This window comes from Cryobacterium sp. Hh7 (assembly GCF_004403155.1).
GTDB lineage: Bacteria > Actinomycetota > Actinomycetes > Actinomycetales > Microbacteriaceae > Cryobacterium > Cryobacterium levicorallinum.
Genome location: NZ_SOHG01000012.1, coordinates 278,308 through 301,461, shown reverse-complemented (window position 1 = coordinate 301,461; position 23,154 = coordinate 278,308). Strand labels below are relative to the sequence as shown.

The window sequence follows — 23,154 nt, the reverse complement described above, 5'->3', positions numbered from 1 at the left end:
ATGAACTCAGCTTTCTGTTGGCGCCCACACCAGAATGTGTGGGCGCGCCGCGTGTTGCAGTACGTGCGTTGTTGGTGCGGGAGCTAGATTATGCGTCGCCCTTTTTGGGCTGTTCGGTGGTGTCGGTGTCGCTCTCGACCACGCGCTGGCCGAATTCCGGCTCAGACAGTTCCGATTCACGCAGTGAGTCGATGCTTTCAACGGCAGAGTCATCTTCGACGTCGTCGGCGACAATCGGCTCCACCACGCGAGCGATGGTCTGACGGTGGATCTCAACGATGACGCCGGGAGCGATCTGAAGTTCGACCTTGTTGGCCTCTTCGTCGATGGCAATGATCGTGCCGTACATACCGAAGTTGGTCATGACGTCGGCGCCGGGAACCATGGTCGCCTGCAGGGCTTCCTGGTCCTTCTTGCGCTTGCGGCCGTTGCGGAACATGAAGAAGACGAGTACGGCCAAAACGGCCAGCATGACGAGAGTCAAAGAATCCATGGAGCGGTAAAACCTTCCGATTGCGGCGCGGGTGGCCGAAGCTTGTGGGTGAAGACCCGCCAGTAGGCCTAGAGAGAATATGCCTCTAGACAGGCGGGCCAAATTGAATTATAGGTCAAGAAGGGTCGCACTTCCCTGTGGGGTAATGCCCAGGGGCGGTGTGAGACCAAAATGTTGCCAGGCCGCGCTGGTCGCAACACGGCCGCGCGGGGTACGCGTGAGGAATCCTATCCGTACCAGGAACGGCTCGACGACCGCTTCGACGGTTTCGGACTCCTCGCCGACCGAGACGGCCAGGGTGTTCAGGCCGACCGGTCCACCACCGAATCGCGTCAGAATGATCTTCATGACTTCCCGGTCCAGACGGTCCAGGCCGATCGCATCGACGTCGTAGAGTTCGAGCGCCGCGTGCACCGCGGCGATGTTGGCGCCGCCCCCGCCCCCGTGCACGAGCGCGTAATCGCGCACCCGGCGCAGCAGGCGGTTCGCGATGCGGGGTGTGCCCCGGCACCGGCCGGCGATCTCGGCCAGCGCGTCGCGCTCGATCGGCAGGTCGATCAGCTGGGCGGCGCGATAGAGCACCTGTTCCAACTCGCTCTCGGCGTAAAACTCCAGGTGCGCGGTGAAGCCGAATCGGTCACGCAGCGGGTTCGGCAGCAGGCCGGAGCGCGTCGTGGCCCCCACCAGGGTGAACGGGGCAAGGTCGAGCGGCACCGAGGTGGCCCCGGCGCCCTTGCCCACCATGATGTCGATGCGAAAGTCTTCCATCGCGAGATAGAGCATCTCTTCGGCCGATCGCGCCATGCGGTGAATTTCATCGATGAACAGCACCTCACCGGGAACCAGTGAGGACAGCACCGCAGCGAGATCACCGGCGTGTTGAATGGCCGGTCCGCTCGACATGCGCAGCGGCCGGTTGCCCTCGTAGGCGACGATCATGGCGAGGGTGGTCTTTCCGAGGCCGGGCGGGCCTGCCAGGAGGATGTGGTCCGGCGTGCGGTTTTGCATCGTCGCGGCGGTCAGCAGCAGCTGCAACTGCCCGCGCACCTTCTTCTGGCCGACGAATTCGGCCAGGCTCGCCGGGCGCAGCGCGCCCTCGAAGGCGAGCTCGGATTCGCTTTCGAGCGAGGGGTTGGTGAGCTCGACGCCCGGGTCCGTGGTCACGAACGGCCCGATCCGGTCGACGCAGCTGCAGACCCGGTTGCGTGGTGCGCCGCCGGGCCGAGGCGGCCGAGGGCCAGCCGGAGCACAGCGGCGACGGTCGGCGGCGCGGAATCGGCGCCGGCAGCATCCGCTAGCTCGGTGAGGGTTTCATCGACGGCCTCAGCGGCGACCCGTTCGGACCAGCCCAGACCGATCAGGGCAGCCTGCACGCTCGCGGCGACCGAGGTAGCGCCGGGTCGGCGAGTCGGGGCGCTTTCGGCGGTGACGGCGATTTTTCCGGCGAGGGAGAGCACGATGAGTTTCGCGGTCTTGGGACCGATGCCGCTGACCTTGCGGAAGGCTGCGTCGTCGTCTGCATTGACGGCCTGCCCGATCTGGTTGGGGCTGAGCACGGCGAGTACGCCGAGGGCGGATTTGGGGCCAACCCCCGTGACGCCGACCAGCAGTTCGAACACGGCGAGTTCATCAGCCGTGGGAAAACCGTAGAGGGTAAGGGAATCTTCGCGCACGATGAGCGTGGTCGCAAGGCGCGCCTCGTCACCGATGCGCACGCCGAGGGCGGTAGCCGGCGTCACCTGCACCCCGAGGCCGACTCCCCCGACCTCGATTACCACCGTTGATGAGCTGGCGGTTGAGCCCACGGCAGACAGGACAAGGCCACGTACGGAAGAGATCACCGCTTAAGACTACGGGGCACCGCCGACACCGCTGGCACCGACCCGCGTTCGGCGGCACGCCAGGCCTTTTGCGCCGGGGTCAGCGCGGCAGGCGTTCCCGTGGCCGCTTTGACCGAGACGACGGTCGGCAGCGTGCCGCCGGAGGCGCCGGTGCGCCAGGCATGGCAGATCGCGAGGGCCAGGGCATCCGCTGCATCGGCGGGCTTAGGAATTTCGGTGAGCCCGAGAATGCGCGCGACCATGGTGCCGACCTGCTGCTTGTCGGCGGACCCGTACCCGGTGATGGCCGCCTTCACCTCGCTCGGGGTGTGCAGGGTCACCGGCAGTCCGCGCTGCGCGGCGAGCAACAGGGCCACCCCACTGATCTGGGCCGTTCCCATGACCGTGCGAACGTTGTGCTGGGCGAAAACCCGTTCGATGGCGATGAATTGCGGCCGGTGCCGGTCGAGCATCTCTTCGAGGCCCTGCGACAGCAGCAGCAGCCGCTGCTCCAGGGGCAGGTCGGGCGCGCTGCGCAGCACCGTCACGTCCACCAGACGGGCTGAACGGTTGCCTTCGACATCGACCACGCCGACACCGCAGCGGGTGAGGCCCGGGTCGATGCCGAGAACCCGGACCGCCATCGAACTACTCGGACTCGCTCGCGAGTGCGGCCTGTACCTCGGCCGACAGGTCGTAGTTGGAATAGACGTTCTGCACGTCGTCGAGGTCTTCCATCGCGTCGATCAGGTGGAACACCTTGCGGGCGGTTTCGGCGTCGACCTCGATTTTGAGCGACGGGATGAAGGCGATATCGGCGGACTCATAGTCGATGCCGGCGGCCTGCAGCGCGGTGCGGGTGGCGACGAGGTCGCCAACGGAAGAGTGAATCTCGAAAGTTTCGCCCTCGTCGATGACCTCTTCGGCGCCGGCGTCGAGCACGGCGAGCATGATGTCGTCTTCGGTGATCGTGGGCAGGTGCTTGACCACGACGACACCCTTGCGGTGGAAGTTGTAGGCGACACTGCCCGGGTCGGCCATAGCTCCCCCATTGCGGGCCATTGCGGTGCGTACCTCGGCGGCAGCACGGTTCTTATTGTCGGTGAGGCACTCGATCATGATCGCGACACCGTGCGTGGCATAGCCCTCGTACATGATGGTCGTGTAGTCGACCTGTTCGCCAGACAGCCCGGCACCACGCTTGACGGCGCGGTCGATGTTGTCGTTGGGCACGGAGGTCTTCTTGGCCTTCTGAATGGCATCGACCAGCGTCGGGTTACCCGAGAGATCAGCGCCGCCCAGGCGGGCCGCAACCTCGATGTTCTTGATGAGCTTGGCGAACGCCTTGGCCCGTCTGGAGTCGGTGACCGCCTTCTGGTGCTTGGTGGTGGCCCATTTGGAATGCCCGGACATACATCTCCCGTTGTTGTGCTCGAACAAGCTCTGTTCGAATGAGTAGTGCTCGATCAAGCTCTGATGATCGCTGCGAAGTTGGTGCACGCTCGGTGCCGACTCAGTCTATCCCGGTGTGACTTCCAGCAGCTTGTGCAGCGTGTGCAGGTTGCGGGTGGTGGTGGTGTCGCGGTACTTGAGCTTGGCGCTCTTCTTACTGAAGGCACTCTTGATGCCGACGGCCTTGCGCACCTCCCAGTACAGCACGCCGTGGCCGAGTTCAATGCGCTCGTCAGTGGCATCGAGTTCCTTGGCGTGTCCGGCCAGCTCACTGAGGTGGCCGGGGTCGGAGGAGAACATGACATAGGGGTGCCAGCCGTCGCGGTCGGCGTCGAACGGGTACGAGCGCACGATGCGGTCGAGCGATTCGGCGTCGACGAGCACGATCCATGCTTCGTACTCGAAGCGAGCCGTCAGGGCCGCTTCGATGCGCGCCTTGATGGCTGCGGCATCCACTTTGCTAATCAGCGGAGTGTCGACGAGCGGACTGTCGATGCTGAAGATCACATTGCCGCTCGCCAACACCGTTTTGACGTCGGTGTAGCCGAGTTCGCGAAATGTGTCGGCGAGATCGCTCATTGCGATGGTGATGCCGTTGACGTTGATGCCACGGAGCAGTGCTACATATCGGGTCATCGTTGACCACCGGTTGTCTGAGTCATGTCTGAACCCTAGCCACACTCGCGCGCGCGGCACAATTGGGCCTGGCATCAGCGGGCGGCGGCGACCATTTTCTGCAGGAAATACTGGTGAAAACGGTATTCTCGGGTGATTTCCGGGTGAAAAGAGGTGCCGAGCAGGTTGCCTTGTTCAACGGCGACGCAGCGGCCGTCGGCGAGGGTGGCCAGTGCGGTCGCCCGAGGCCCGACGGTCTCCACGATCGGCGCCCGAATGAAAACCGCGTGCACGGGCTTCTCGCCGAGCGCCGGAATGTCCAGGTCGGTCTCGAAGGAAGCGGTCTGCGAACCGAAGGCGTTGCGGCGCACGGCGATGTCGAGTCCGCCGAGGCTCTGCTGGCCGTTCATGCCACCGAGAATCGTGTCGGCGAGCATGATCAGCCCCGCGCAGGTTCCATAGACCGGCAGCCCGCCGCGGATGGCTGCGCGGAGCGGTTCGGCGAGGCCGAAGGTACGGGCGAGCTTGTCCATGACGCTCGATTCGCCGCCCGGAATGACCAGACCGTCGACCTGGAGCAATTCTTCCGGACGGCGCACCAGGGCGACGTTCGCGCCGAGCGCGCGCAATACCTGCGCGTGCTCACGAAAGTCGCCCTGCAGGGCGAGCACCCCGACCCGCAGTCCTGCCGGTAAAGCGGCCTCTGCCGGTCGGGTGCCCATCGAGAGAATCGTCACGAACGGTCGGGCTACCAGCCGCGCGTAGCGAGGCGGTGCGGTGCGGGGATGTCCGACACGTTGATGCCGACCATGGCCTCACCGAGGCCGCGGGAGACCTCAGCGATGACCTTGGCGTCGTCGTAGAAGGTGACAGCCTTCACGATGGCGGCGGCACGCTGTTCGGGATTGCCCGACTTGAAGACGCCGGAGCCAACGAACACACCGTCAGCACCGAGCTGCATCATCATGGCGGCGTCGGCCGGGGTGGCCACACCTCCGGCGGTGAACAGAACCACCGGCAGCTTTCCGGTTGCGGCGATCTCAGCCACCAGTTCATACGGCGCCGCCAGCTCCTTGGCGGCAACGTACAGCTCTTCCTTGCTCAGCGAACCGAGACGACGAATTTCTCCGTTAATGGTGCGGATGTGCTTGGTGGCCTCGGAGACGTCGCCGGTGCCGGCTTCGCCCTTGGAGCGAATCATGGCCGCGCCCTCGTTGATGCGGCGGAGTGCCTCACCGAGATTGGTGGCACCACAGACGAAGGGAATGGTGAAGTTCCACTTGTCGATGTGGTTGACGTAGTCGGCCGGGCTGAGCACTTCGGACTCGTCGATGTAGTCGACGCCGAGCACCTCAAGAATCTGCGCCTCAACGAAGTGGCCGATGCGGGTCTTCGCCATGACCGGGATGTTGACCTCGGCAATGATGCTGTCGATCAGGTCGGGGTCGCTCATACGGGCAACTCCACCCTGCGAGCGGATATCGGCGGGAACGCGTTCGAGCGCCATGACGGCTACAGCGCCGGCGTCTTCAGCAATGCGAGCCTGGGCAGCGGTGACGACGTCCATGATGACGCCGCCCTTGAGCATTTCGGCGAGTCCCCGCTTGACGCGGCTCGAGCCAACTTGTTCGGCAGAGTTTGATTGAGTCATAGCTACGATTCTATTCCTTGCGCGGTGGTGATCTGGTCGGCGGCTGGTGTCGGTCGAACGGATGACCGGGGCGTGCCAGCACGCTGCCCGGCCTAAAGCAAAACTAGAGGGCAGCTGCCGTGGCGGCCGAGGGAGTCAACGCGCCCGGCCAGCCGTCGGCAATTTCGCGGCGAACGTCGCCGAGCAGGCGCGGGATGGCCTTGGTGCCGGCGATGATCGGAAAAAAATTCGAGTCCAGGGCCCATCGCGGCACGATGTGCTGGTGCAGGTGCTCGGCGATGCCGGCCCCGGCGATACGTCCCTGATTCATACCGATGTTGAAGCCGTCACAGTTCGACACCTGGGTGAGCACCCGCATGGCGATCTGGGTGAACTCGCCGATTTCGGCGATCTCCTCCGGAGTGGCCTGGTCGTAGGTGGCGACGTGCCGATACGGACAGACCAGCAGGTGGCCGCTGTTGTACGGAAAAAGGTTGAGCAGCACGTAGGCATGGGTGCCGCGCGCCACGATCAGCGCCTTCTCGTCGTCCAGGGTCGGCGCGATGCAGAACGGGCAGTCGTCGGGGTGCGGCTGCTGCCCGTCCTGGATGTAGACCATCCGGTGCGGCGTCCAGAGCCGTTGGAAGGCATCCGGAACACCCGCGAATTCTGCATCGGTTTCGTTGGCACCCGCGCCGAGCGCGTCGGAACCGCGCAGCCGATCGGCCGGAATGGCCGGCACGCTAGGCCTGCACTTCGGCCACAGCGGGGGCGACCGGAGTCGTGGTCACCTGCGCGCGGTTCTCGATCGACTCCACGATGATGCGCACGGCCTCGTCTACCGGCACCCCGTTCTGCTGCGTCCCATCGCGAAAGCGAAAGCTCACCGCGCCGTTGGCCTGGTCATCTTCGCCCACGATGAGCTGGTACGGCACCTTGGCCTTGGTGTGAGTGCGGATCTTCTTCTGCATGCGATCGTCAGAATGGTCGACTTCGGCGCGCACGCCGGCCTTCTTCAAGGTGGCGATCACGTCGTCGAGGAAGGGGCCGTACTGCTCGGAGACGGGAATACCGACAACCTGCACCGGGGCCAGCCAGACCGGGAACGCCCCGGCGTAGTGCTCGGTGAGCACGGCAAAGAAGCGCTCGATCGAACCAAACAGGGCGCGGTGAATCATGACCGGGCGCTGGCGACTGCCGTCATTCGCGGTGTATTCGAGGTCGAACCGTTCGGGCAGGTTGAAGTCGAGCTGAATGGTCGACATCTGCCAGGTGCGCCCGATGGCGTCCTTGGCCTGCACCGAGATCTTGGGGCCGTAGAAGGCCGCTCCACCCGGGTCGGCGACCAGATCGAGACCAGAGGCTTCGGCGACCTCGCGGAGCGTCTCGGTGGCTTCGTCCCAGGCTTCGTCGCTGCCGACGAACTTTTTTGGGTCTTTGGTGGAGAGTTCGAGGTAGTAGTCCTCGAGGCCGTAGTCGGCGAGCAGCTGCAGCACGAAGTTGAGGGTGCTGGTGAGCTCCTCCTTCATGCCTTCCTTGGTGGTGTAGATGTGGGCGTCGTCCTGGGTCATGCCGCGAACGCGGGTAAGGCCGTTGAGCACGCCGGACTTCTCGTACCGGTAGACCGATCCGAATTCGAACAAGCGCATCGGCAGGTCACGGTAGCTGCGGCCACTGGACTTGAAGATGAGGTTGTGGAACGGGCAGTTCATCGGCTTGAGGTAATAGTCGACGCCCTGGCGGGTGACGTGACCGGTGTCGTCACGTTCCTCGTCGAGGTGCATCGGGGGAAACATGCCTTCGCGGTACCAGTCGAGGTGGCCCGAGGTTTCGAACAGCGTCGACTTGGTGATGTGCGGTGAATAGACGAAATCGTAGCCAGCCTCGGCGTGGCGTTTGCGGGAGTAGCTCTCCATCTCCTGCCGAATGATCCCGCCCTTGGGATGGAACACGGCCAGGCCGGAGCCGATCTCCTCCGGGAAGCTGAACAGGTCGAGTTCGGCACCGAGCTTGCGGTGATCGCGCTTGGCCGCCTCTTCCTGACGGGCCTGGTAGGCGCGCAGTTCGTCCTTGGTGGGCCAGGCAGTGCCGTAGATGCGTTGCAGCTGCGGGTTCTTCTCTGAGCCGCGCCAGTAGGCGGCGGCCAGGCGGGTGAGTGAGTAGCCGTTGCCGATCATCCGGGTGTTGGGCAGGTGTGGGCCGCGGCAGAGGTCCTTCCAGACCGTTTCCCCGGTCTTCGGGTCGACGTTGTCATAGATGGTCAGCTCGGCGCCGCCGACCTCGACCGACTCGTCGTCGGCGGTCGGGCTGTTGTTGGCGGCAGCGTCGCCCTCACCGGGACCGCCCTTGATGCCGATGAGCTCGAGCTTGTAGGGTTCGGCGGCCAGTTCGGCGCGGGCTTCGTCGTGGGTGACGACGCGACGCACGAACCGCTGGCCCTGGCGGATGATGCGGTCCATCGCCTTTTCGAGCGATTTGATGTCCTCGGGGGTGAACGGGTCGGCCACATCGAAGTCGTAGTAGAAGCCGTCGGTGACGAATGGGCCGATGCCGAGGCGGGCGGCCGGGTTGACGGTCTGTACGGCCTGGGCCAGCACGTGAGTGGCCGAGTGGCGCAGAATATTCAGGCCATCGGGAGAATCTATGGTGACCGGTTCGACAGCATCCGTCGGCAACACGGTGGCCGCCAGATCTTTCAACTCACCGTTGACGCGCATTGCGACAACGGATCGGTCGGTGAAAAGCGCAAAGCCGTCAGCCACGTGTATTACTCCCTGTTGTTTGCCTACCCGTCAACTTTAGCGGCGTGCGCCGGGCTGATCGTCGGTTGAGCGACCGAGAGACCGCGATAGCGCCCGCACGCCCTACAAACCGAGCCGATATGGGAGTACTTTGTCCGTGATTTGGGGGTCCGAGCACCACCGACCGCAAAGAAGCGAGCCATGACACTTTTACCGCACCCAACCCCAGCCGCCCGCAGCGGCGCGAAGCGTTCCTGGCGCCTGCCCGCACTGGTGATTGCGTCCGTGCTCGGTGCCCTGATCGTCGCACCCGCCGCATCGGCAGCAACGGATGCCCCGGCCCTTTCCACGGGGCGGGGCACGGTCAGCATTGAGGCTGGCACCTTTGACTTCTACTTTGCCGGCCAGGCGGCATCCGTTTACGGCGAGATCTCGGCCGTTGCCCCCGCCACTGCCGTTCCGACGGGAAGTGTGCGCGTCGTGTCGCTTGAGCCCGGTAACCGCACCGAGACACCCGCGCTCCTGCCGAGCGAGACGGTAGGCATCTTCTTCTCCGATGCCTACCCCAGCAAGGCGGGCACGCGCCAGTTTCGAGTGGACTATCTCGGAGATAGAAACTTTGCCCCGGCATCGAAAACCTTTGACTACTTCGTGCCGACCGGACCCGACACCAAAACGACCCTGACCGCGACGCCGTCCGGCACCATCACGGCCGGTCAGCGCATCACCTTCACCGCAGACGTCACGGACAGTCAGGGCCGCGCCCTGGACGGTGATCGTTCCAGCGAAGAGATCACCTTCTTCGACAATGGCCGACCGCTGGTCGGCGACCAGGTATTCGGCGAGTGGCATTCGACGATCACGACGACGAGGTTGTCCGTGGGGGTGCACCGAATCACGGCGGAGAGTTTCGCCGTCTTCTACAACCCATCGACCTCACCAACAGTGGTTGTCACGGTCGTGGCGAAGCCGGCCAGGGTAAGTCGAACGCTGACCGTCATGCCCCGGGGTGATGTGCACGTGGGAACGCCCGTCTCGGCCACAGCGACATTCACGTCAGCGGCCGGAACGGTGACCGGGTTCGTGCAGTTCTATGACGTGACGACCAAGGTCGGCCAGCCGGTAGCGCTTTCGACAGGTTCAGCCACGTTCAAGTACACGTCATTGAAGGTGGGCACGCACGCGCTCGTGGCCCGCTATCTGGGTACGACGAAGTACGCTCCGGCGTTGACCCTGCCGCGATTGGTGCGGGTTATTCGGTAACGGGAGAGGGTGAGAGTTCAGCGTCGCTGAACTCTCACCCTCTCCCGGCGACCTGGGCGCGGCATCCGCTTTCGCGGGTTGGCCGACGCGCAAATCAGGCGTTGACCTAAACCGACTCCGACGAACGTTCGATCACGAAGTCGGCACCGGGATACACGATGCTCTCGTGCCGGTCGTCGAACAACACGAGGTACGGCGGCCCGCCGTCGATCCCGCGAACCTCGAGTATCTCGCCGCGACGGTCCGGCCGTTCCACCGTTTTGCCGCGAATGACAATCCGATCTCCCTCTGTGGCGCGCATTGCACTCACCTCCTGCGCGCAAAACTACGCGGGCAGTGGATGCTGCACAAGGGCACACCAGCCGGCGTGTTGCCCAGATAGTGCACGGCCGGTTTTGGGTACAAAAAAACCCCGGCTGACCGGGGTTTTCATGTTTCTTCGAACACTGTGTGGGCGATACTGGGATCGAACCAGTGACCTCTTCCGTGTCAGGGAAGCGCGCTACCGCTGCGCCAATCGCCCAAGATTCTGGGAAGTACGGTGTCTCTGCAATACAGTTCTCGGCGAGTGCACCAGGAATTGAGGTGGATACGGGATTCGAACCCGTGTTAACGGCTTTGCAGGCCGCTGCCTCGCCTCTCGGCCAATCCACCAGTTGGGTTCATACCAAACGAATTGGAACCGCACCCGAAGGTGCGATTCCAGTTCATTCGAGCGGATGACGAGATTCGAACTCGCGACCCTCACCTTGGCAAGGTGATGCGCTACCACTGCGCCACATCCGCAACTGTTCGCATTTCTGCGTACTCAGAGACTCTAGCTGAATAGCCAGACGGAAACCAAACCGAGGCTTTTACGGCGTGTTGCGCCGGGTGGCGTGGGTGGGGTGCGGGCAACGCGGGAGTTGCGCCAGGAGTAAGCGCCCTCGCCACAACACCCGCGCAACACGCTGCGCTGGACCTGCGCCAGTCCCGCCGCCTCCCGCGCAGCGGCGAAGCTCCCGCGCAACGAGGCTGTGCCCTCGAGCTGGCGCGGGGGTGACCCGCGCCACACCGCGAGCGGCGTCGATGTGCGGCGACCCGCCAGTCTGGGCTAGTATCAAAAGTCGCACCAGCAACTTTGGTTGGTGGTGTGAGTGCAATTGGGCGATTGGCGCAGCTGGTAGCGCGCTTCCTTCACACGGAAGAGGTCGTGGGTTCAAGTCCCGCATCGCCCACCGCGAATACACGAAAAGCCCCGAGAAATCGGGGCTTTTCGTGGTTAAGTCGCCTGATTCCCGCCGTCCTCAGGCAGCGACGTTGACCACGGCAACCTGGGCGAGGCGGGCCTTCGCAGCGTGCTCGACCAGATTGGAAACGTACTGACGAACCGGCCTGCCGTTCAATTTCACGTATTCGAGTTCAATGACGTGGTCAACTCGCGATCGCGCAACCAGCGGAAACTGCGCCGTCAGCCGCTCGATAATTTCGTGGATATTCTGCCGTTCCGTGCGTTTCTCCATGGAACCAGTGTCCAGCGGCCCATCTCGCTTACGCACCCCCTGTGCGTGTTCCTCCCGAAGCACGCCGTCGCACGGTGGCATTTGCTCGCCGCCCCAGCTATCCAGGGCTGCTCGGCAGACACCTAGTCTGAGACGCATGGACCTGCTCCTCGAAATCTGGCAGCGCATGACGACTCCGCACGCCGCGCTCGCCCCCCTCACCGCGTGGCTGACCGTGGCGGCGGCCGCGGCGATCGTGTTTTTTCCGCCGGTATGGCGCCTGGCCCGGCACGCCATCACCATCGTGCACGAGGGCGGCCACGGAGTCGTCGCGGTGGTCTGTGGGCGGCGGCTGGGCGGCATCCGCTTGCATTCGGACACCTCAGGACTCACCGTGAGCCGCGGTCGCCCGAGCGGGCCGGGCATGATCTTCACCCTGTTGGCCGGTTACCCCGCCCCCGCGCTGCTCGGCCTTGGCGCTGCCTGGCTGCTCAGCCTGGGGTACGCCCTGGGATTGCTTTGGGCGCTGCTCGCGGCGCTCGCGCTGCTGCTCGTGCAGATTCGCAACTGGTTCGGGCTCTGGTCGGTCGCCGTCACGGGTGCCATCGTCTTCGGTGTCTCCTGGTTCGGCACGCCGCAGGTACAGGGCGTGTTCGCCCTACTGGTCACGGCATTTCTCCTGCTCGGTGCGCTGCGCACGTCCCTCGAGCTGCAACAGTCCCGGTCGCGCAGGGCCGGGTCATCGTCTGACGCCGACCAGCTGGCTCGGCTCACCCACATTCCGGGGCTGTTCTGGGTGGCCGTCTTTCTCGGCGTCCAACTGGGCTGCGTTACGCTCGCCGCGATACTGCTGGGTTTTCTTCAACCCTGAGCGCTGCCGGCAGCCAATCGTGACAGGCTTAATCACATGACAAATATTGCAATCATCGGCGGGCACGGAAAAGTTGCCCTCCACCTGGCGCGTCTGCTCACGACTGCCGGCCACGAGGTCAGCTCCCTCATCCGCAACCCCGAGCATGCCGCCGACGTTTCGGCGACCGGCGCAACCCCCTTGCAAGCGGATGTCGAGAATCTGTCCACCGATCAGCTCACGATCCTCCTGGCCGGCCACGACGCCATCGTCTGGTCCGCCGGGGCCGGCGGGGGAAGCGCTGAGCGCACCTATGCGGTCGACCGCGATGCGGCCATCCGCTCAATGGTCGCCGCAGCGCAGGCCGGCATCTCCCGTTACGTGATGGTCTCCTATAAGGGATCGCGCGCCGACCACGGCGCCTCCCCCGACGACGGCATGTTCGCCTACTACGAGGCCAAGGCGGCAGCCGACGACTACCTGCGAGCAACCTCACTGAACTGGACCATCCTCGGACCGAGCGCGCTGACCCTCGACGCCGCGAGCGGTTCCATCATGGTGGGGTCCGACGGCACGGGCGGCGACACCTCACGCGAGAACGTCGCGCTCGTCGCCGCAGCCGTGCTCGCGAGCGACAACAGCATCGGCAAGTTCATTGAGTTCACCGACGGCGACGTTCCCGTTGGTGAGGCCATCGCCGCCGTCCACTAACGGCCCTGGGAGATCAGAACCCGAAGTCTCCACCGAAGTCGCCGCCGCCGAAATCTCCTCCAGCGTCTCCACCGGAGTCGCTGCCCGAATCGGCGTTGGTCTCGCTGTTCGCGTCGGCACCGGCATCCGTGCCGCCACCGTCCATCGGCATGAAGGAGCTGACCAGCGCCGATCCGATGACGAAACCGGCGACCGTACCGAGCAGTGATCCGCCGACCATGCTGCCAAAGCCCATGCCGTTCTGGTTTCCGAAGGTCCGGGTGAGCGTGCCCGGCTCGCGGAGCTCGGCCCGGGTCGCCGCCTGGGCCAGGTGGGCCGGTGCGGCATCCGCTGGACGCTCACTCGGTTCGAGGTTCTCGGTGAGCTGGCGAAAGAGAATATCGCGCTGTTCCTCGGTCAATTTGGAGAACGCCTCGGTGTGCACCTTCTCGATGGTCTCGGGTGGTGCGGTGCGCAGCAGGTACTGGTAGCGCTCGACGGCGATCTCATCCTCGCTGCGGACCGGAGCGCTATTCGACCGCACTGGCCGATCGTCGGTCGGTGCCTGCTCCTTGCGGCCGAGCAGAAAATCAAGAAATCCCATGCTGTACTCCTTCAGTATCGTGGTCGATCAGAACATTTTTTCAGAACTTTCTGAGTACGCCCACCCGGTCAGTTGCCCCGTCCGAACCAGGTCGTCACGCCGGGCGAGTAGAGCACAGAGTCGGGAGCGCGATCGGCCAGACCCGGGAAACCTGCTGCGGCCAGCAGGCTGTCGTCAATACTGAGGAGCTCGGCACGGTATAACGGCCACGGCTCATGATGGTTGCGCAGGTGCACGATGCGACCACGGATGCTTGTGAACAGGGCCCAGCGCGCGGTCAAAAAATCGGCCAACGGGTCATCCAGCACGGCGACTGAACCCGGCCGAGCCACCACCTCGGTGTGCGCGGTCCGGTCGCGGTGGCGCGTCGCGGTGTACCGGTACTGTCCGGAATCAACCGAGAGCCGCGTGCGCGACCAGATGTAGGGCAGCGAGAACAGCGCACGCGCAGCGAGCACGGCAGCGAGGCGGCTGGCCTCCAGCGATACGAACACAACGCCGCGACGCCCCCGGGCGTCAACGGCGTAGAGGCGCACGTTTACCTCGACGAAGGTACCGAAGTACGGAATCGGCGGGCTCCCGAGAACGGTCGCGCGATCGAGGACGAACGGGATCAGGCCCACCCAGCTCGATCCGTCATGCTCATCGGGAACCAGGCCGCTGGGCAGGAGCGGCGCGATCAGCGCAGCATCCACTCGCCAATGCAGAAACACCAGGTGCGACCAGCGCTGGCTGGCCACGGCCCGCCCGGCCAGGGGCGGTGCGATCGTGGAGATGGGCAAGGACTCTGCTGGAGTCACCGCTGTCCTTTCGGGCCGACGTCGGTAGTCGGTTCACGATACTTCAGTTTGGCGTGCCCCGCGCCTGTTGATCGGCCGGGAAAGCACGCGGGGCGCCGGCTGCGCTCAGCAATCGCGAAGGAGGCCTGTGTAACCATGAACAATACGAGATCGTGACCGAACAACACGTGCAGCATCAACTATGGGAGACGAATGCCAGGCTCAACCGTGCTCGACCTCCTGCTCATTCTGTTGTTGGTCGTCGCCCTCGTCAACGGCTACCGCAGCGGTCTGTTGCGCAGCCTGACCGGCATAATCGGCGCGGTCGCCGGTGGATTCGCCGCCTTCTTCGTGGTACCGCTGGTCGGCGGCTGGATTCCCGCGCCGGAATGGCGCACCCCCGGCACGATCGCCGTGGCCGTTCTGCTCGTACTCATTGGACACTCGGTCGGTGCTTCCGCCGGCAGCATGGTCGGCCGCAAATCGAAGCGTTCCCCGCTCGGCACGATCAACCGCGTACTCGGTGCAGCCTTCGCTGCGGTCGCCTCGGCGCTCGTGGCGTCGATGGTCGCGTTTAGCATCGGCGCCCTGGGCATACCATTCCTCTCCCCCGCCATCGCTGAATCTACCGTGGTGTCCCGCATCGACTCGGCGACCCCTGACCGGGTCAAGGCCATCCTCGCGCAACTTCGCTCCGTTGCGGTGTCCCAGGGTCTGCCGCGCATCGTCGACGCCTTCACCGGCCCGACACCGGATGCTGCCCAGGCCGACACCAGCAGCCCGGCACTGGCCGTGGCCGCGCAGTCCGTCGTACGCATCACCGGAACGGCCTACGCCTGTGGCCAGAGCCAGTCGGGCAGCGGATTCGTGGTGTCCGACGGCCGCGTCATCACCAACGCCCACGTCGTGGCCGGGGTGAACCAGCCCGTGATTGAGACGCCGTCCGGTGAGGCTTTGGCCGGGGAAATCGTCTACTTCGACCCGGTCGATGACCTCGCCGTCATTTCGGTGCCTGGACTCGGCGCAGCCCCACTCACTGTCGGCGCCGATCTTTCCGCGGGCAGTGGCGCGGTCGCCGACGGGTACCCCTTCGGCGGTCCGTACGTCTCCGACCCGGCCCAGGTTATCTCGCTCGGCACCATCAGCGTCGCCGACATCTACGGCCAGGACCCGACGCCGCGCCAGGTGTACACCGTGGCGTCCGACGTGCAGCAGGGCGAGTCGGGCGGTCCGCTGCTGAACGAGTCCGGCCTCGTCGTCGGCGTCATCTTTGCCAAGGCGTCCAACACCGACAATGTCGGCTACGCCCTCGCGCTCGATGAGGTTCAGCCGGTCATCAACGAGGCACCGGGCCGGAACGCCCCGGTCTCGTCCGGCACCTGCGTTCGCGGCTGAGTCAGCGGCATCCGCTCACCCGCAGTCGCGGCAAAGCTATTGCTTATCGGCAGTCACGGAAGAGCCAGCGGCATCCGTTCACCCGCCGCATCCGTTCACCGGCGGCACCGTGGGCGGGTACGCAGAAAGGCGGTACCGAAGCGGATGATCCCGCTTCCGTACCGCCCGTTACCCGACCAGTCGGGACTGTTCAGAGCCTAGACACGCTCGAGGGCGTAGCCCTCTTCGCCGTGCACGCTGGTGTCGATTCCGGCCAGTTCGTCTTCGTTCTTGATGCGGAAACCGATGGTCTTCTCGATCGCGAGACCAAGCAGGTACGCGACGACGAAGGAGTAGACGAGGACCGAGAAGGCCGCGATAGCCTGCACGGCGAGCTGACCGAGGTCGCCACCGGTGAACAGGCCAGTACCGATGGCGAAGAAGCCGAGGTACAGGGTGCCGATGATGCCGCCGACGAGGTGGATGCCGACCACGTCGAGCGAGTCGTCGAAGCCGAGCTTGAACTTGAGTTCGACGGCGAGGGCGCAGACGGCACCGGCGACGGCACCCAGCAGCAGTGCCCAGCCGGGCTCGAGGTTGGCGCAGGCCGGGGTGATGGCGACAAGTCCGGCAACGGCACCGGATGCTGCACCGACCGAGGTGGCCTTGCCGTCCTTGAACTTCTCGACCAGCATCCAGGCGAGGATGGCCGCTGCGGTGGCACCGAGGGTGTTGACGACGATGATGCCAACGTTGGCGAGGCCGTTGAGCCATTCGGCGCCGGCGTTGAAGCCGAACCAGCCGAACCAGAGAATGGAGGCACCGATGAGCACGAGCGGCACGTTGTGCGGCTTTGTGATGCCCTTCTGAAAGCCGACCCGCTTGCCGAGAACCAGCGCGAGGGCGAGAGCAGCTGCACCGGCGTTGATGTGCACCGCGGTGCCGCCGGCGTAGTCGATGACGCCCGGGAGGCTCAGCGTCTCACCCAGTTTCATGATCCAGCCACCGCCCCAGACCCAGGCCGCGACCGGGAAGTAGACGAGGGTCGCCCAGACGCCGGCGAAGATCATCCAGGACCCGAACTTGGCCCGGTCGGCGACCGCGCCACTGATCAGGGCAACGGTGATGATGGCGAAGGTGGCACCGTAGGTGGCACCGAGCAGATCGATGCTGCCGGTCTCGCCCATGGCGAGCTGGCCCAGGCCGAAGTCCGAGAACGGGTTTCCGGCGAATTGAGTGGGGCTGCCGACAGCGCTCATGTTGAAGCCATAGAGAATCCAGAGGACGCTGATGAGACCCAATGCGCCGAAGCTCATCATCATCATGCTGATGACGCTCTTGGCCTTGACCAGTCCGCCGTAGAAGAAGGCGACACCCGGTGTCATAAACAACACCAGTGCGGTGGCTGTCAGCCCCCATGCAATGCTTCCGGTATCCATAGATTGTCCTCACGCGTCTCGAATGTGCAGGGTGTAACGCGAAGTGAGCCACCTCGGATACGAGTCAAGTATCTGAGGTGGCTGTTACAACAAACGTTCCGACGTGTTTCGTGCCGGTTACGAGCCCGAGTGAATTGTTAACGCCACGTTTCGTGCGTCGTACGCGGTGAATGTGCGCTAATCGGTGTGCGGCGGTAGCTCACCGGTGGTGAGGGCGACCATACGCGACTGGGCGCGCTGGTATTTCTTGCGGTAGCCGCCCGCCATCATTTCGTCGTCGAACACCTCGTTGAGTGGGCGCCCGCTCGCGACGATGGGAATTTCAGCGTCGTAGACGCGGTCGATGAAGGCCACCAGGCGAAGGGCATCCGTTTGATCGGTCAGCAGGTACACCCCGCGGATGGCGATGACCTCGACGTCGCGAATGACCTTGACGTACTTGGAGGGATGCACGGTGCCGAGGTGGCGCATGAGGGCACCGAAGTCGTCTTCGGTTACCTTCGAACCGCGCTGAAGGAGGGTATTCACCAGGTGTTCGCGGGCTTCGGGTTCGACGGAGACGGCCTGGCCGGACACGTTGCGACGACGGTAGTCGAGCCCGTCGATGCGCAGGGTCTCGAAGTTGGCGCTCATTGCGGAAATCTCCCGCAGAAAGTCCTGCGCGGCGAACCGGCCCTCGCCGAGCGAGTTCGGCGGGGTGTTCGACGTGGCGGCTACCCGGGTGCCGGTGGCGACGAGTTCGCCGAGCAACCGGGTCATCACCATGGTGTCGCCCGGATCGTCGAGTTCGAACTCGTCGATGCAGATGAGCTTCGCGCTGCGCAGCTCCTTGATGGTTTCCTGGTAGCCGAGCGCACCGACCAGCGCGGTGTATTCGATGAAGGTACCGAAATACTTGGGGCCGGTCGCCGCATGCCAGAGCGCTGCGAGCAGGTGGGTCTTGCCGACGCCGAAACCGCCGTCGAGGTAGATGCCGGGCAGGTCGTCCTTGGCCTGACGGCGGCGCGAGAAGAACCCGGCCGGGCGGGGGTTTACGAATTCGATGAGTTTCTCGACCGCGGTCATCTGCGACGGATAGTCATGGTCGGGGCGGTAGTTCTCAAACGAGGCGTGTTCAAACTGGGGAGGCGGCACCAGCTCGGCCACGATTTCGCGACCGGTGATCGTCGGCGTGCGGTCGGCGAGTTGCGGAACCGTGTGCTGTGCCTTTTCGTGGGCCTCTGGTGCCATGCTGAAACGCCCGTTCTCGTTCTTCGTTCTGCGAAATGCGCGGTGTAACCAAAATGCGCAGTGTGCCGGCACCGCGTAGGTTTAACTGGTGGGCATCGATAAGCCTAATCCGCGGTCAACCCGACTTGCGAATGCATCCGCTGCCCACCTGGAGGTTACATGTCTGCCCCGTTCGACACGACCGAGAAATTCGCCGCCTACGCGCACCCCTCGAAACTGGTTTCCACGCAGTGGCTGGCCCAACACCGGGGCGATGCCGGTCTCGTGGTGGTCGAGTCCGACGAAGACGTGCTGCTCTACGAAGTCGGCCACATTCGCGGCTCGGTCAAGATCGACTGGCATACCGACCTCAACGACAAGGTCAACCGCGACTACATCGACGGCGCCGCCTTTGCCGCCCTGCTGTCGAGCAAGGGCATCGCCCGCGACAGCACCGTCGTCATCTACGGGGACAAGAGCAACTGGTGGGCCGCCTACGCCCTCTGGGTCTTCACCCTGTTCGGACACGACGACGTACGCCTGCTTGACGGTGGCCGCGAGAAATGGCTCGCCGAGGAACGCGAGATGACCACGGACGCTTCGAACGTCACCCCCACCGATTACCCCGTCGTCGAACGCGACGACGCTCCCATTCGGGCGTTCAAAGACGACGTACTCGGCCACTTCGGACAGCCGCTCATCGACGTACGCTCCCCCGAGGAATACAGCGGAGCCCGCACGACTATGCCCGCCTACCCGGAAGAGGGCGCCCTGCGCGGCGGCCACATTCCCTCGGCCGCCTCGGTGCCGTGGGCTCGCGCCGCAGACACCGACTCGACCTTTCGCTCGCGCAGTGAACTCGACGCGATCTATCGGGATGAGGCCGGACTGACCGACGGCGACGACGTGATCGCCTATTGCCGCATCGGCGAACGCTCCAGCCACACCTGGTTTGTGCTGACCCACCTGCTCGGTTTCGAGAATGTGCGCAATTACGACGGATCCTGGACCGAGTGGGGCAACGCCGTCGCCGTGCCGATCGCCGTCGGCACCGAGCCGGGCGACGCCCCGGCTCCGGCACCTCGCCGATGACCGCGGACCTGCTGGCCGAGATTCGGGAGGACTTCCTCGCCCTTGAGCAGAAGGACCGGCTGCTGTTGCTGCTCGAGTTCGCCAACGAACTGCCGGAACTTCCGCAGAAGTTTCAGGATCACCCCGACCTGCTCGAACGCGTCGTCGAATGCCAGTCGCCGGTCTTCATCTTCGTTGAAGTGGATGCCGATGGTTTGTTCCACCTGCACGCGACGGCTCCCCGCGAGTCACCCACCACCCGCGGCTTCGCGTCGATCCTCGCGCAGGGTCTCGACGGCCTGAGCGTGGAGCAGGTGCTGGCCGTTCCCGATGACTACCCGCAGTCGATCGGACTCAGTGAGGCCGTCTCACCGCTGCGCCTGCGCGGCATGAGCGCGATGCTCGGCCGGGCCAAACGTCAATTGCGGGAGCGTGTGGCTGCGTGACGCTCGGCGCGGTTAACGCTGCGTCAACCGCGCCAGCCAGCCGGCGATTTCGGCGTCCCAACGGCCGGGGTCGTAGTTCCACAATTTGGTGTGGCGCGCCTCGGTGAAGGCCACGAAGGTCACCGAGTCGGGCCGCCGGTCGGCGAGGCGGCGCGACCCGGTGACCGGAACGAAACCGTCATCGTCGCTGTGCAGCAGCAGAATGGGCCGGTGCAGGTCACGGGCGCGCGCCACGAAGTCGAGCCGCCCAAAGTCGATCGGCGCTCCGAGTCCGGTCAGCCGTTGTCCCTGCCGTGACCCCATCAGCGCGACTGCTCCGCGGGCGATCTGCCTCGGTAGCCGGCGATCGATGGCCTGTGCGGCCACGACGTCGGCCCAGTCGATCACGGGAGATTCCAGCACCACCCCGACGATCAGCGGCGCCTGTGCGCTGCGGGTGAGGGCCTGCAGGCAGATCGCTCCCCCCATCGACCAGCCCATCAGCACGACGCTGGTCGCTCCCTGGTCAGCGGCAAAGCTCATGGCCGCATCGATGTCGGCCCACTCCGTGTCGCCCAGCCCGTAGCGCCCATCGGGGCTGGCCGGGGCGTCCCCATCGTTGCGGTACGAGACGAGCAGCGACGTGTAGCCGGCCGCTCGAAACACGGGCACCGCCCGCAGCGCCTCCTCCCGGCGTACCGCCCGGCCGTGCACCTGGATCACCCAGCGACCACCCGCAGCTGCGGCATCCGCTGGAATGAGCCAGGCAGGGGCCGGGCCAAGTGCGGTCGGGACGGCGACACTGTGCCAGGGGAAGCCGAGATCGTCGGGGCCGGTGTAGAGCCAGCCGCTGAACCGGCCGCGCCGGGCGGCCTGGAGGTCGCCGTAGTCCACAGCGAGGATACGCCGGGTGACGGTGGCGGCCGTTCGATCGGTGATCGCGCCGACGCGGGCGTGGCCGGTGTCGTTGCCAAAGAAAAAGCTATAGTCGCCCGGGAGCACCGAATCACGGTGCCGTTGCAGGGTGATCAGGCCGCGCCCGAGGTCGACCGCGAACACCCGCGTGTCATCCGCGCGTTTGGCCGGGGGTGTGACGATGGTTTTGGCCATGACCGCGGCGAGAATGGCGCTGGTGGCGAGACCGACGACGGCCGCACCGGCGATGGCCAGGCCCGTGACGGCCAGGATCGGCCCCAGAATCGACCGCTGCGCAGCGTCTGCGCGCCCGTTTGGGGGCTGTGCCTCGTTCACCCGCACCTCCAACTGGTCGGCGTGCCTCACGGACAACACCCAGAAAAAACTCTAGTCTGCAGACGTGCCCGAAACAGATCAATCGCTGCCCGTGGAGTTTGCCGCGGCTTTGTCAATGATTCGTCGCGCGACGAGTCGGGCCGAATTAGTCGTCACTGAGATTTCCGCGCCGGCCCAGCTTGCACCGTACTCCTTCGCCCTGGCGGCCAATATCACGCCGATGCGACCCGGCAAAGACTCCGAGCTCGGAACCGGCCGATTCATTCTGCTGTACGACCCGGATGAGCCCGAGGGATGGAACGGTGCTTTTCGCGTCGTATGCTTTGCGCAGGCACCGCTCGAGGTAGAAATCGGACTCGATCCCTTTCTGGCCGAAGTCACCTGGGCCTGGCTGGTCGATGCCCTGAACTCCCGCAAGGCCAAGTACACCGCGGCGTCGGGAACGGCGACTAAAATAATCTCGTCAGGCTTTGGCGAACTCGCCAAACAGGGAGATGGCGCGCAGATTGAGCTGCGCGCGTCGTGGACACCCCTGGATCACAATCTCACCGCCCACGTCGAGGGGTGGGGCGAGCTGCTCTGCATGCTCGCCGGACTCCCTCCCGCTGGGGAAGGAGTCAGCATGTTGTCAGCACGCCGAGCAGCCCGTGGCTGAATCGCAATCCAACCAGACCATCGCTCTGCACCGGGTCGTGGATACCCGCGAGGCCTACCTCGCCGCCACGGCCGCCCTGGCGGCCGGAACCGGGCCGGTCGGGGTCGACGCGGAGCGGGCATCCGGTTTCACCTACTCGCAACGCGCCTATCTGATTCAGATTTACCGTCGCGGCGCCGGAACGTTTCTCTTCGACCCGCCGCCGATCGGCGATTTCAGCGAGCTGAACGAGGCCCTCGCCGACACGGAGTGGATTCTGCACGCCGCCAGCCAGGACCTCGCCTGCCTGCGTGAGGTCGGGCTTGACCCGGCACGCATCTTTGACACCGAGCTCGCTGCCCGGCTGCTCGGCCTCCCCCGCGTGGGCCTGGGCACCGTGGTAGAAGAGTTGCTCGGCATCCACCTGGCCAAAGAACACTCCGCCGCGAACTGGTCAACCCGGCCGCTGCCGGAATCGTGGCTGGTCTACGCCGCCCTCGACGTGGAGCTACTGCCCGACCTGCGCGACCGCATGGTCGATCTGTTGGTGGAATCCGACAAGACCGACATCGCCGACCAGGAATTCGCCGCCACCCTGGCCAAGGAGGCCAAGGCCGCCCGCGTCGACCCGTGGCGCCGACTGTCCGGCCTGCACTCGCTGCGTGGCCAGCGCAACCTCGCCGTCGCCCGGGAACTCTGGCTGGCCCGCGACGAGTTCGCCCGCGACGTGGATGTCTCCCCCGGCCGTCTGGTTCCCGACGCCTCCCTGCTCGCCGCGGCACGGGTGCTTCCCGCGACCCGCCAGGCGCTGTCCGACCTGCGCGAGTTCAACGGGCGGGCGAGTCGCAACGAACTCGACCGCTGGTGGGCCGCCATTCAACGTGGCCGCGTCACCACCGAGTTGCCACCGCTCAAGGCGAGCAACGACACCCTCCCGCCACCACGCGCCTGGGCCGACCGCAACCCCGAGGCGGACGTGCGCTACAAGGCGGCGCGGGCTGCGCTGCAGACCGTCAGCGACGAGTTGGCGATTCCCCTGGAGAACCTGCTGACCCCGGACTTTCTGCGCCGGGTGGCGTGGACGCCGCCGGAGCCGCTGGATGCGGCATCCGTCGGAGAAGTGCTGACCCAGTTGGGGGCGCGACGCTGGCAAGTTGACGTGACTGCACAATTTATAGCGGATGCTTTTGTAGCAGTTCCACAAGTTGCCGATCCCGTGTCGGATCTGGAGTCGTAGGATCCGGCAAACGATTCGGGTGGGAAATTTCACCACCCTAGGATCGAAACGACCTGACAGGTCGATTCGAATCTGATCCAACACGTACTGGAGGCA

The 23,154-nt window shown here is 65.0% G+C and carries 25 protein-coding genes and 4 tRNA genes; 9 read left to right on the top strand and 20 right to left on the bottom strand.

Translation table 11 applies throughout. The features are described from left to right. Nucleotides 1–88: 88 nt before the first annotated feature. The 10 genes from yajC to thrS form a co-directional block, all read right to left on the bottom strand. Nucleotides 89–493, bottom strand: coding sequence for a preprotein translocase subunit YajC (gene yajC, locus E3T43_RS02860; RefSeq protein ID WP_092449116.1), 405 nt, complete (start codon nt 491–493; stop codon nt 89–91). A gap of 108 nt (nt 494–601) precedes the next feature. Continuing rightward, nucleotides 602–1,657, bottom strand: coding sequence for a Holliday junction branch migration DNA helicase RuvB (gene ruvB / locus E3T43_RS02855; RefSeq protein ID WP_134471240.1), 1,056 nt, complete (start codon nt 1,655–1,657; stop codon nt 602–604). After that, the gene (ruvA, locus tag E3T43_RS02850) at nt 1,654–2,334 is read right to left on the bottom strand and encodes a Holliday junction branch migration protein RuvA (RefSeq protein ID WP_134471239.1); all 681 of its coding nucleotides are present in this window, start codon (nt 2,332–2,334) and stop codon (nt 1,654–1,656) included. The genes ruvB and ruvA overlap by 4 nt, the downstream gene beginning before the upstream one ends. Next, nucleotides 2,331–2,957, bottom strand: coding sequence for a crossover junction endodeoxyribonuclease RuvC (gene ruvC / locus E3T43_RS02845; protein ID WP_092449119.1), 627 nt, complete (start codon nt 2,955–2,957; stop codon nt 2,331–2,333). Before ruvC ends, ruvA begins: the two co-directional genes overlap by 4 nt. Before the next feature lie 4 nt (nt 2,958–2,961). Further along, nucleotides 2,962–3,726 (bottom strand): YebC/PmpR family DNA-binding transcriptional regulator, encoded by a 765-nt coding sequence (locus E3T43_RS02840; protein WP_134471238.1) that lies wholly within the window; start codon nt 3,724–3,726, stop codon nt 2,962–2,964. A 105-nt stretch (nt 3,727–3,831) separates the two neighbouring features. Continuing rightward, on the bottom strand, nt 3,832–4,401 hold the full coding sequence (locus E3T43_RS02835; RefSeq protein WP_134471237.1) for a DUF1697 domain-containing protein: 570 nt from the start codon (nt 4,399–4,401) through the stop codon (nt 3,832–3,834). Nucleotides 4,402–4,475: 74 nt separating this feature from the next. Next, a complete protein-coding gene (gene pdxT, locus E3T43_RS02830; RefSeq protein WP_134471296.1) occupies nt 4,476–5,102 on the bottom strand; it encodes a pyridoxal 5'-phosphate synthase glutaminase subunit PdxT in 627 nt (208 codons plus the stop codon). Between the two features lie 26 nt (nt 5,103–5,128). Further along, the gene (gene pdxS / locus E3T43_RS02825) at nt 5,129–6,031 is read right to left on the bottom strand and encodes a pyridoxal 5'-phosphate synthase lyase subunit PdxS (protein WP_092449122.1); all 903 of its coding nucleotides are present in this window, start codon (nt 6,029–6,031) and stop codon (nt 5,129–5,131) included. 103 nt (nt 6,032–6,134) lie between these two features. Next, nucleotides 6,135–6,728, bottom strand: coding sequence for an HIT domain-containing protein (locus tag E3T43_RS02820; protein ID WP_134471295.1), 594 nt, complete (start codon nt 6,726–6,728; stop codon nt 6,135–6,137). A 25-nt stretch (nt 6,729–6,753) separates the two neighbouring features. Further along, nucleotides 6,754–8,727: a threonine--tRNA ligase gene (gene thrS, locus E3T43_RS02815; protein ID WP_241978786.1), complete on the bottom strand. Its 1,974-nt coding sequence runs from the start codon at nt 8,725–8,727 to the stop codon at nt 6,754–6,756. 225 nt (nt 8,728–8,952) lie between these two features. Here thrS and E3T43_RS02810 point away from each other — a divergent pair, with 225 nt between their 5' ends. Next, nucleotides 8,953–10,014 (top strand): Ig-like domain-containing protein, encoded by a 1,062-nt coding sequence (locus E3T43_RS02810; protein ID WP_134471235.1) that lies wholly within the window; start codon nt 8,953–8,955, stop codon nt 10,012–10,014. 106 nt (nt 10,015–10,120) lie between these two features. Here E3T43_RS02810 and E3T43_RS02805 read toward each other — a convergent pair whose 3' ends face one another. From E3T43_RS02805 to E3T43_RS02790, 4 genes are all read right to left on the bottom strand, one after another. After that, the gene (locus E3T43_RS02805; RefSeq protein ID WP_092449125.1) at nt 10,121–10,315 is read right to left on the bottom strand and encodes a DUF1918 domain-containing protein; all 195 of its coding nucleotides are present in this window, start codon (nt 10,313–10,315) and stop codon (nt 10,121–10,123) included. 150 nt (nt 10,316–10,465) lie between these two features. Further along, nucleotides 10,466–10,537 (bottom strand) — tRNA-Val (locus tag E3T43_RS02800). Nucleotides 10,538–10,597: 60 nt separating this feature from the next. After that, nucleotides 10,598–10,668, bottom strand: a tRNA-Cys gene (locus tag E3T43_RS02795). 60 nt (nt 10,669–10,728) lie between these two features. Next, nucleotides 10,729–10,800: transfer RNA gene (locus E3T43_RS02790), tRNA-Gly, on the bottom strand. A gap of 358 nt (nt 10,801–11,158) precedes the next feature. Here E3T43_RS02790 and E3T43_RS02785 point away from each other — a divergent pair. Beyond that, a tRNA-Val gene (locus tag E3T43_RS02785) sits at nt 11,159–11,231 on the top strand. Between the two features lie 69 nt (nt 11,232–11,300). On the opposite strand, the gene E3T43_RS02780 is transcribed toward E3T43_RS02785, so the two are convergent. Beyond that, nucleotides 11,301–11,516: a three-helix bundle dimerization domain-containing protein gene (locus tag E3T43_RS02780; protein WP_134471234.1), complete on the bottom strand. Its 216-nt coding sequence runs from the start codon at nt 11,514–11,516 to the stop codon at nt 11,301–11,303. 136 nt (nt 11,517–11,652) lie between these two features. Between E3T43_RS02780 and E3T43_RS02775 the strand changes: the two genes are divergently transcribed. Next, nucleotides 11,653–12,366 (top strand): M50 family metallopeptidase, encoded by a 714-nt coding sequence (locus E3T43_RS02775; protein WP_134471233.1) that lies wholly within the window; start codon nt 11,653–11,655, stop codon nt 12,364–12,366. Nucleotides 12,367–12,402: 36 nt separating this feature from the next. Continuing rightward, entirely contained in the window at nt 12,403–13,056 is a 654-nt protein-coding gene (locus E3T43_RS02770; RefSeq protein WP_134471232.1) for an SDR family oxidoreductase, read from the top strand. A gap of 13 nt (nt 13,057–13,069) precedes the next feature. Here E3T43_RS02770 and E3T43_RS02765 read toward each other — a convergent pair whose 3' ends face one another. After that, the gene (locus E3T43_RS02765; protein ID WP_134471231.1) at nt 13,070–13,639 is read right to left on the bottom strand and encodes a hypothetical protein; all 570 of its coding nucleotides are present in this window, start codon (nt 13,637–13,639) and stop codon (nt 13,070–13,072) included. A gap of 68 nt (nt 13,640–13,707) precedes the next feature. Beyond that, nucleotides 13,708–14,439, bottom strand: a complete 732-nt coding sequence (locus tag E3T43_RS02760; protein ID WP_134441030.1) for a YqjF family protein — start codon at nt 14,437–14,439, stop codon at nt 13,708–13,710. Between the two features lie 192 nt (nt 14,440–14,631). Here E3T43_RS02760 and E3T43_RS02755 point away from each other — a divergent pair, with 192 nt between their 5' ends. Then, nucleotides 14,632–15,813: a MarP family serine protease gene (locus E3T43_RS02755; RefSeq protein ID WP_134471230.1), complete on the top strand. Its 1,182-nt coding sequence runs from the start codon at nt 14,632–14,634 to the stop codon at nt 15,811–15,813. 197 nt (nt 15,814–16,010) lie between these two features. Here the strand turns inward: E3T43_RS02755 and E3T43_RS02750 are convergent, their stop codons facing one another. Together E3T43_RS02750 and zapE are read right to left on the bottom strand one after the other, a co-directional pair. Continuing rightward, nucleotides 16,011–17,231, bottom strand: a complete 1,221-nt coding sequence (locus E3T43_RS02750; protein WP_134471229.1) for an ammonium transporter — start codon at nt 17,229–17,231, stop codon at nt 16,011–16,013. Nucleotides 17,232–17,408: 177 nt separating this feature from the next. Beyond that, complete coding sequence (gene zapE, locus E3T43_RS02745; protein ID WP_134471228.1) at nt 17,409–18,461, bottom strand: cell division protein ZapE; 1,053 nt, start codon at nt 18,459–18,461, stop codon at nt 17,409–17,411. Nucleotides 18,462–18,620: 159 nt separating this feature from the next. Here zapE and E3T43_RS02740 point away from each other — a divergent pair, with 159 nt between their 5' ends. Next, on the top strand, nt 18,621–19,532 hold the full coding sequence (locus E3T43_RS02740) for a sulfurtransferase (protein ID WP_092449134.1): 912 nt from the start codon (nt 18,621–18,623) through the stop codon (nt 19,530–19,532). Next, a complete protein-coding gene (locus E3T43_RS02735) occupies nt 19,529–19,957 on the top strand; it encodes a SufE family protein (RefSeq protein ID WP_092449135.1) in 429 nt (142 codons plus the stop codon). Before E3T43_RS02740 ends, E3T43_RS02735 begins: the two co-directional genes overlap by 4 nt. Nucleotides 19,958–19,969: 12 nt before the next feature. Here E3T43_RS02735 and E3T43_RS02730 read toward each other — a convergent pair whose 3' ends face one another. Then, nucleotides 19,970–21,226, bottom strand: a complete 1,257-nt coding sequence (locus E3T43_RS02730) for a S9 family peptidase (RefSeq protein WP_134471227.1) — start codon at nt 21,224–21,226, stop codon at nt 19,970–19,972. Between the two features lie 76 nt (nt 21,227–21,302). Here E3T43_RS02730 and E3T43_RS02725 point away from each other — a divergent pair, with 76 nt between their 5' ends. Together E3T43_RS02725 and E3T43_RS02720 are read left to right on the top strand one after the other, a co-directional pair. After that, nucleotides 21,303–21,842, top strand: a complete 540-nt coding sequence (locus E3T43_RS02725) for a DUF3000 domain-containing protein (protein WP_092449193.1) — start codon at nt 21,303–21,305, stop codon at nt 21,840–21,842. 19 nt (nt 21,843–21,861) lie between these two features. Next, complete coding sequence (locus tag E3T43_RS02720; protein WP_134441042.1) at nt 21,862–23,058, top strand: HRDC domain-containing protein; 1,197 nt, start codon at nt 21,862–21,864, stop codon at nt 23,056–23,058. Nucleotides 23,059–23,154: the final 96 nt, after the last annotated feature.